Origin of the sequence: Pseudomonas sp. SBT1-2 (assembly GCF_028640875.1) — a bacterium.
GTDB classification, from domain to species: domain Bacteria; phylum Pseudomonadota; class Gammaproteobacteria; order Pseudomonadales; family Pseudomonadaceae; genus Aquipseudomonas; species Aquipseudomonas chlororaphis_I.
The window spans coordinates 18,791-27,737 of record NZ_JAQZAA010000121.1 but is presented as its reverse complement, the minus strand read 5'-3'; the positions used below and the strand labels follow the sequence as shown (position 1 = coordinate 27,737).

The 8,947-nt window shown below is 60.2% G+C and carries 7 protein-coding genes; all 7 read right to left on the bottom strand.

Annotated features, from left to right (window positions below; genetic code table 11):
• Positions 1–1,542 (bottom strand): type VI secretion system Vgr family protein (locus PVZ78_RS31655; RefSeq protein ID WP_273829817.1); only part of this gene is annotated, 1,542 nt, incomplete at its 3' end.
• Positions 1,543–1,579: 37 nt separating this feature from the next.
• Positions 1,580–2,455, bottom strand: coding sequence for a type IVB secretion system protein IcmH/DotU (icmH, locus tag PVZ78_RS31650; protein WP_273829816.1), 876 nt, complete (start codon positions 2,453–2,455; stop codon positions 1,580–1,582).
• A 1-nt stretch (position 2,456) separates the two neighbouring features.
• Entirely contained in the window at positions 2,457–3,794 is a 1,338-nt protein-coding gene (gene tssK, locus PVZ78_RS31645; protein ID WP_273829815.1) for a type VI secretion system baseplate subunit TssK, read from the bottom strand.
• Positions 3,791–4,804, bottom strand: coding sequence for a type VI secretion system lipoprotein TssJ (gene tssJ / locus PVZ78_RS31640; RefSeq protein ID WP_273829814.1), 1,014 nt, complete (start codon positions 4,802–4,804; stop codon positions 3,791–3,793). Before tssJ ends, tssK begins: the two co-directional genes overlap by 4 nt.
• The gene (gene tagH / locus PVZ78_RS31635; RefSeq protein ID WP_273829813.1) at positions 4,801–6,180 is read right to left on the bottom strand and encodes a type VI secretion system-associated FHA domain protein TagH; all 1,380 of its coding nucleotides are present in this window, start codon (positions 6,178–6,180) and stop codon (positions 4,801–4,803) included. Before tagH ends, tssJ begins: the two co-directional genes overlap by 4 nt.
• The gene (gene tssG / locus PVZ78_RS31630; RefSeq protein WP_273829812.1) at positions 6,177–7,196 is read right to left on the bottom strand and encodes a type VI secretion system baseplate subunit TssG; all 1,020 of its coding nucleotides are present in this window, start codon (positions 7,194–7,196) and stop codon (positions 6,177–6,179) included. The genes tagH and tssG overlap by 4 nt, the downstream gene beginning before the upstream one ends.
• On the bottom strand, positions 7,160–8,926 hold the full coding sequence (gene tssF / locus PVZ78_RS31625; protein ID WP_273829811.1) for a type VI secretion system baseplate subunit TssF: 1,767 nt from the start codon (positions 8,924–8,926) through the stop codon (positions 7,160–7,162). Before tssF ends, tssG begins: the two co-directional genes overlap by 37 nt.
• Positions 8,927–8,947: the final 21 nt, after the last annotated feature.

Below are 8,947 nucleotides of genomic sequence, written 5' to 3'. Positions count from 1 at the left end.
ATGGTTGACGTGGATGTTCTGGTCTTTCTGGGCGTGGAGGTAAACCTCCTCCTGGTCCTTCTCGTCCTCGAAGCGCAGCTCGTTGTAGCCGTCGCCCTTGTGGGTCTTGCTCTTGATGGTCATCCGCGTCTTGTGCCGCGGCAACTCGTAGGGTGGCAGCTGCAGGCGGTTATAGACCCGGCCGATGGCGATCGGCTGGTCGCAATCGCCTTCCAGGTAATGAATGATCAGCTCCTGGCCAATCCGCGGGATGGCCATATGGCCCCAGGTGGCGCCGGCGATGTCCTGTGCCACGCGGATCCAGCAGGAGCTGTATTCGTCATGCTTGCCCTGGCGGTCCCAGGGGAACTGGACCTTCACCCGGGCGTACTCGTCGGTGTAGATCTCCTCGTTGGGGGGACCGACGACCATGGCGTTCTGTGGACCGTCGATGCACGGCTTGGGGAAAGGCTCGGCGCGCCACTCGGCGTCGTCCGGCACCAGCTCAGCCTCGTAGTGGTAGTGGGTTCCCAGCTGCGCCTCGGCGCTTTCTTCGGCCTGGCTGGTGTGCTGCTGGCCGCGGTGGACGAGGCTCACCGGGCGCCAGCCGCGGTTCATGTCCTCGCGCGGATGGCCGGCCAGGGTGAAGGAAATGCCCGGCTGCAGGCGCGGGTCATCGCCTTCGACCAGGGCAATACGTGCATCGCGGCGGTGGCCGCGCAGACGGTTCAGGGCGAAGGGCTTGCCGGCTTCGTCGAACTTGGCCCGGGCCGGGTAGTCGTAGCGCTCGTAGCGGCGGCCCTGGTGATCCAGGTCCTGGCCATCACGGCTGTGCTGGTGGGTGTAGTTGGGGTGCTTGAAGGTGTAGTCGCGCTGGGTCTGGCGAGCGGTGCGCACGTTCTCGGTATAGGCAAAGCGGCGCAGCGCCGGCTGCGGCTGGTCGCCACCGGGTGCAGGGTTGTACTGCACCGGCTCGTCGCCCACGCGGCCGTGAATGAACAGGCGATCGCTGTGCACCAGTTGGTGCCCCTCGGCACTGTGGCGGAAGGAGTAGAAAAAGCCTTCCTCGCGCATGATGCGTTCGATGAAGTGGTAGTCGGTGTCGCCGGCCTGTACGCAGTACTCGCGCACCTGGTGCTCGGTGGTCACGCGCTGCTCGTAGTCCTGGGTAAGTCCGTGGGCCTTGAGCACTGCCTCGGCGATCTGCGGGACGGTGAGGGTCTGGAAGATCCGCCAGTCGGAACTGAGCTTCAGGCGCGCCAGGCGCGGCTCGATCACAGCTGAGTAGCGGGTGCGTCGAAACCCGGTCTCGCCCTGGACGAAGGAAGACACGGCACCGTGCACGTAGCGTACCGGCTGCTGGCCATGCCAGAGGGTCAGACGAGCGGGGCGATCCAGCACCTGCCCAAAGTCGATTTGGGGGTTGGTGCTGGTCAACTCCACCGCGAGGTGAAAGGTCTCGCAGAGGGCTTCGCGAAGCTCGAACTCGACGACCTCGAAGACGTCGCGCACCTCGCCGCTGATGAGGTCGAAGGTGAAGTGCAGATCGGATTGGGTGGCCATGGTCTTTCTTACCTCCAGGCAGCTACGACGAGCCCTGTCATAGCTTCAGGATGCTTTCAAGCGAATCCAGCACCATCTGCGTAGCGGCACCGAGTTTCAAAGAGAAGTACAGATAGGCGCCAGCAACGACCGCCGCGGCCATCGCCCATGGCGTCCACAATGGCCATTGACGACCAAGGCGGTAGCGCAGCGTAGCGACATTGGCCGGAGCGTCTATCAGTCGTTCGGGAGTTTCACCGCGCAACTGACGAAGTTGCTCGTGCAGCTTGCCGATAATGACGTTGAGGGTGTCTTTGTTGTTGTGCTGGTGACCGTACTTGCCCTGGTAGCCCAGGCAAAGGCAGAGGTACTTGAACTCGAGTACATCGCGATACTTGGCCGCATCCATTTGCATACGCGCCAGCACTGTAAAGAACTTCTCACCGCCCCAGGTCTCGTTATGGTGGTAGCTCAAGAGCGATCGTGTTTTCCAACGCGAACCCACGCCCCAGGGCGTGGCCATAGCCGCTTCGTCGACGAAGGCGCACAGGGCATAGCGGAAGGACAACTGAGTCGCGCCGTCATAGCCCAGCTGCCGAACCTCCTCCGATAGCGCGGTGATGTGGTCGCGAACGCTCTCATAGAGTCTGTTGACGTCGGTCTCCCGCATCTCCTGCATGCGCCGTAGGCGCATGATCAGACCGAACAAGGGCTGAGCGACGTCGACCAGAGGGTTGATGCTGTAGCCACGCAATTGGAACTGCAGATCCTCATCGGCGTTGATGCGGAACACCCCGTCGTACAAGACCTTCTCGCGGTCCTGGATACTGGACTCTCTTGCTGTTCGCACAAAGTCTTCAGGAACGTCGAGCGAAACAGGCTTTTGCCTGTTGCTGTCCAGTCGATCGTTGCCAATCATCACTGTGGTATTCATCTCATTGACTCCGAATGGCCCAGAACTGCAACTCCAGTTCCGGGAAATCGCCGCTGATATGGAAGCCGAAGCCATTTGCCCCCTGTGGCATCAATCGCTGCCATTGGGGATGCGACCTGTCGATCTGGAAATAGGTAAAACCGGCATGGAACGGCAGGTGTCGGGGGGCAACCGGCAGTGTCATCAGTGGGATGCCCGGCAGTTGCAGACGAATCAGCTCCTGCAGCGACTGCTGCGAAGCCACCTTCGCCTGGCGAACAAACTGCTGGCGCATCTGCTCCAATGGCATCCGCGCCCGCACAGCCAGAATGAAATCGGCGCTCTGTAGCAAGGTGGGATCGCCCACATGTGCCGTGAGCACGCCGTAGCCCTGCGTTTCCAGAGGCAGCGATACGGCGCGCGGCTGCAGCACGGTGCTGAGTACCCGGCGCAAGGTTTCCTCGAGCATGCGAAACGATGCATGAGGATTGTCGTGCTGGTAGGCGGGGTAGTCCTGAGGCAGGCGCCCTTCGTCGGTAAAGGTGGTCAATTCGCCGCAGGCCTGCCCGCAAGCCAAGTACGCGTCGACAGGTCGTACATCGGAATCGCGCGCCAGGTGACGGAACAGGTGCTGCCCCCGGTTGAGCGCTTGTAGCAGATTGAAGTCGGTCACGTCGGCAACGCCGGACTGGCCCGGCGACCCGATACGCTGTGCAATGCTCTTGGCGCGCTCGTGCATCAGCGCGGCAATCTCTTCCATGAAGTGCGCCAGCGGGCGGATGGCCTGCAGGTACATGCCAGTGATATGAAAATCACTGTCCAGCAACAGGCTGCCATCGGGGCGCCGATCGAGAATGCGACCCAGCGCCAGTCCGGTGAAGGCACTACGGTCATCTCGCTCCAATGCCAGCTGCAGATTAGGCACCGCCAAGGCAATCGGGGTGTGATTGCCTTGATGACTGTGCGTATCGCGGATGTCTTCTGCGCGGTGTATGTAGCGGGTATTGCCGAACGTGTCCGGCCAGCGCACCTCGGACACACCGTCTGAACGCAACGGCAGTGTCAGATAGATCGTCTGGTTGGCCGCGGTGGCGTCGGTGATCGATAGCGGATCTGGTGGCGGCTGGTCATGAGGAATATTGAACGCGGTGCCATCCGGCATGATGCCCCGGGCGCGCACGATGGCTATCTTGCCAAAGGACAAAAACTCCTGATTGAGCTCAAGTTCGGAGAACCCATAAGCGTACTTGCTGCCCAGACGCACGTTCACGTAGTGCTCAAGGTAACGATCAGTCTGCTGAAAATGCTGGGGCTTGACGAACTGCCCCTCACCCCAGACGACGGGATTGTGGGTGGTCATGGTTGCTTTCTCGCTTGTGTGGAGGCGCGCCGGGTGGCAGGCGTCGGCCGGTAGCTTTCATCGGTGATGGCGACACGGGTGTCCTGTAGGGTCACCAGCAAGGCGTATTTACGACCGTGCGGTTCCACGCGGAAAACGTCGTACCAACGCTGGGCGTTGGGGTCGTGGAAAGCCGCCACCACGGCGATGTAACGCGTTTTCTCGTCCAACTCGCTGTAGTTGATGAACTTGAACTGCCCCGGTACGAGCAGGTAGTCGTCGGCAGCCAGGTAGGTGCTGCCCAAAGCCTTCTTCGGTTCATCGCGGACCTGGTTGGGGTCGGCGTTCTCCAGCAGTGAGTCGTCTTTGAGCTGAATCACACGGAAAGCCACAGGCGTGGCGTTGGCGAGCGCTTGGGGTTGAGCTGCCGGGGCCGCTTTCAGACTCAGGCCTTCGCGATATTGGCCCAATGCCAATTGTTCCGCGGATATCGGGGCGCGTGGTTCCAGCGGGGTATCAGAATTTGGTGTGGCCACGTCTTGACGCAGAAGCCACTCAGGCGGAAAGGGGGCCCGGCTCGTTGCTGTGGGGGCCATCGAAATACTGTCCAACCAAGGGCCGAAGACAAACGGCGCTTGTTTGGTCGCCCGGCTTGGCTCTGCTGTCAATGTTGAGCGCGCGCCCACCGCCGTAGCTGGTGTCACCGAGTCCTCCTCCTGCAGGTGATCCAGCAAGGTGCGCAGGGTATAGACCAACTCCTCTCGCGTGGTGCTGTGCAGGTTGAGTGCGTAGGGGCCGTCATCAAGCTCCTCGCCGGCCTCCGGATCCATATCGGGTTCGGCCACTGAATTGGGATTGACGTCCATCCCCGCATACAGACTTAAGGCGACCTGTGTTGGTTGATCGTCGGCTGTTCCCACCTGAATATCAGGGTCCATTAGGATCTGCGCTGTCTTCTTGAACACGTTGCCCACGGTACTGCAGCCGGATAGCAATGCCCCAACGCACAGAATCGCAATTGTCTTTCTCATTGCGCCTCCGCACGCAATGCCTGGTCGTAGGCCTGATCGAAGACCTCCCAAAACAATTTGTCGAAACCCTGCTGGCGACTGGAGTTCAGTTCCTCGAAGTAGTGCCGGTACATCTGCCAGGCATGGTCCCCATGCAGCGCCTGACCCTGCTGGCCGGACCTGTAGCGAGCGAATCGGCGTTCCAGTTGGTCGGGCGCAAACGCTTGAAGCAATGCGCCCAGACCAGCAGCCACGGCCTTGAGCATTGCGCTTTGCTGCTGACGAATCTGTTCGAGTGATTCCTCGACAGCTGCTGTCGGCGACAGGTGAACCAGGCTGCGGTCGCTGGAGAACAAGGCGCGTACGGTCTCGGGGTAGTTCTGCCCCAGCCGCAATGGGTTGTCTTCGATAGGTTGAAGGGTGCGTTTGGCCAGCGCTAGGCGTTGCCCCGAAGGCGCCTGATTCAGCTCGCCGAGCCCTCGGATCAGAGCTGCCAGCGTGGTGCCGGCCTCAAATAGCAGGGTATGAGCCGCATACGCATCCAGCGCGCCGACCGGGGCTCCCAAGCCCTCAACCAAGGGGGCCACCAAGCCCGCAGCGTCACCCCCCTGGGCATAATGGTCCTGAAGCCACTGATTGGCCGCGGCAGACGCAGTAGAAGAAGGGTGTTGTCCCGACATGAGGGAATCTCCAAAGGCATGCAAAGGGGCGCCGGTTATGGCTTCGAATCGGGTTGCAGACAAATCGGCCTGTGCGGCCAGAGGCGTCTGGCCGTAGTGACTGGAGTCCAGCCTTGAGCCATTGCCCAGCAAGGCCGAGTGCGGATGGTCGGCCTGTTCCAACGCCTGCAGTGGATCGAGCTGGCCCTGTGGTGGCGGTGGTTCCGACAAAGCCTCGAATTCCGACCAAGCACTCATGGGCTGGGCGTTGGCGCTCAGCGGAGGCAGGTCACCGTTGTCATTGGGCAAACTGTCCAGGTAGTCCTTCGATGGCATCCCAAGCAGTTCATCAACCTCATGTTCAGCAAGATGGCGAGATGGATCAGGCAACGTGTGCGCTTCGTCATCGAGGTTCACAGTCAACCGATAGGGGCCGATGTGGATCTTGTCGGCGCTACGCAGTTGGACGCTGATAAGCATCCCGAGTGGATCCGACTGGTCATTCACGCGGGTTTGGCCACTACGATCGATGACGAAGAACCGGCCATCCTCATGGCGAATCTCGCAATGGATGGGCAGCACTCGATCAGAACGATCATGCAAGATCCAGTCGGCACCGCGGGCGCCGATGGTGCCGCCGGCGGTATCGAAGATATGCCGTGGCTGGCTGCCTTTCTGTAGCGCCTGAGGGTTGTCGACCACCAAGGCCAGGCGGTGGGCGGAGGATGTCGTGTTCATGTGCGCAAGGAAACTCTTACGGGAGGCGGACGGCGCAAGGCAGGCTGCTCAAGGAAGCTGGTCCACCCGAGCTGGGTGCCTTCGTCTTGCCGCAGGTTGAAGGGGGGCACTTCGTCTTGACGCAGGCCCAGTTCAAGGTCGCACGGGATCGGGTCACGCAGCAGGAACACCACGAGCTGGCGTAGGCGTTCGAAGTTCTCACCTTGTGGCAAAAACTCACGGAAGCGCGCTTGGCTCAAGTCCGATATGACAATGGTGAAACTGGAGTGCCGGGTACGAACGCTGTCTCCAATCTGGAAGCTCTCGCTCAGTTGGCCGTTACTCAGGCCCAAGTGAATCCGGTCGGACTCATCGATCATGGTGTAGCGCAGCTCGAAGTCACGGATCTGCACATCTTCCAGGTCGAAGCAATGTGCGATGAGGCCCGCCAGCATGCTGGGCGAGCGACTGCGCAATACCACTGCGCCGGCAAAGCTCAGCAGCCGACTCCAGGCAATCGGGGTGTCGCCGCGAGTGGCATCATGCTTGAGCCCGATAAGCGCGAAGATCCGACGGGAGAACTGGTCATCTGCGCCTGGCCTGAAGCGGATGTAGTAGCGATACTTGCGCCATGCCTGATGGAGCAGCGTCAGCAACCGGTGGTTGAAGAAGTCGAGGAAGGCCGGACGGACCCCAACACCCTGTCCAGCTTCGAAGGCCACTCGGTCCAAGTAGTAACTCGGCAAGGGCGAATCGGTGCCATGCATGCCGAAGAATGTGGCTTGCACGCGATACTGATGAGGATCCATATCGTCAAGACGTTCGGCCCAGGCAATGTCTGAGGTTGGAAAGCCCAGTCCGGCATGATTACTCAGGTACACGCGCTGATGGTCAGCATCGAAGCTGTCGGGCGATTCGAGATCGTCTTCATGCAGGGCATGCAGGCGCTCAAGCAGGCTGAAGAAGTTGTGCCCACGCGCTTCGCCCAGCAAAACATCACTTAGATCAGAGGCTGCGTACCGCTGCGCATCGGCCATGCGTAGTGCTCCTGATTAGTGGTATTTATCGCCTCTAGAACGTGGAACGAGGAGAGGCTGGCGTATAGGGCGAAGAAATGGCTGAGTACAGTGCCAAATAGGTAGAGGTCCCCTTCGCAGGCGAATCCGTTCTGGTCCAGTTTCACGACAGTGCGGGTTCCACGAATCGGCAACCCCTTGAACATCCGGTCGAGCGGAGTGCTGAGGACTTCTTGCAGGCTGTCCAGACGCATTTGTGTCGTCCGGGCACGTTGAATGTCGTGGTACGCCGAGAAGTCGTAATTCCCGATGATGGCCTTCAAGGGCTCGGCCGAAAGCAGTGACAGGTAGGTAGGCGAGAGGTTGGAGATCAGGCTCCAATGCAGGTCGCCATCCAAGATCGGACGGTACGGTGGGGTAGGCGTCGTCAGATTCGTAAAGCGCACGAACGCTGGCGTATTTCGGTGCCCTTCGCAGATATCACCAATGCCCAGTGCCAAGGGAAGGTCCCGGTTGGTGCAGGTCAGTGAAAGCGAAACCGTCTCTTCCCGACCGATATAGTGGTGATCGTCACCCCGTACGAATGCAATACGGTGTTCAACACCCGACTCCACCAGTGAAGGCGACAGGCGGGAGCGGTAATACAACGTGGTATAGCCACGCTCATGTTCGATCTGGTGGCGAAAGGACTCGAACGGCTGGTAAGTGCGCAGCCATTCCCCGGGCTGGCCACTATCCCCATTCTTCCAGCCGTCGACCTTGTCCACGCTGAAAATCTCGTAAGCATCGGGCCGCTGGCCATCGGGCAGCAGGCGGTGCTCCGCGGCCTTGCCGGTCAGGCGAATGGGCACCGCGTCATGCTCAAACAGGTTGACCGCTGGTGTGCAGTACAGCGCCAGGTCGCCTTTGCGCACCCGGACATCTACCGGCATTGGACGGGTGAAGTGAAATTCGATGCGCACACCGCCTGTGGGCTGGTCTGGCCAAAAGGCTCGAAGGTTGTTCAGGCCAAAGAAATAGAAGCGCCGGGGGAAGAGAAAGTACTCTTGGAGGACCCGGTATCCGTCCATGGCGTTCTTGGGATACGGCAGCAGAGCGGAGTCAGCCTTAAAGCCGGGGAAGTCGACCTGGTTGAGAGGAACATGGCGTACCACGCCAGCGACCTCCATGCGAATCTCACCCAGATACTTGGACAGCCAGAGGTACAGTGTCTGTGCGTTGTAGTCGCTGCCGCTGAGGTAGAAGTCGAGCCTATCGCAGTCGAAGGTATTCGGTGGATTCTGGCTCAGCACGGCCAGGTCGATGCGTACGATAGATTTCTCCATCGAATGGCCATCGTTGACGTCCGCAATATCGAATGGGTAAACCGAAACGTCCTGACAGGTACGAAACTGGCACTGCACGCCATCGACCGGACGAGATTGAACGCATGTGCCTTTGGCTACGGTTTGGCGACCGGTGATGGAGTGGTCTGCCGGCTCGAATTGAATGATGGTGGCGCTGGGCAATGGCCGCAGATAGTTCGGCCACAGCAGTTGCAACAATGAGTGGGTCAGTTCCGGGAAGTCGTCCTCGATCTTCAGGCGTAGCTTGGCCGTGAGGAAGGCAAAGCCTTCCAGCAAGCGCTCCACATCTGGATCGGTAGCTTCCTCACCCAGAAACGGAGCCAGTTGCGGGTTGTTGCGAGCGAAGACACGCCGCAAGCGACGCAGGTAATCCAGTTCCTCGCGGAATTTTCCCTTCAATGGCATCCAGCTAGCCTCCTTGGCAAC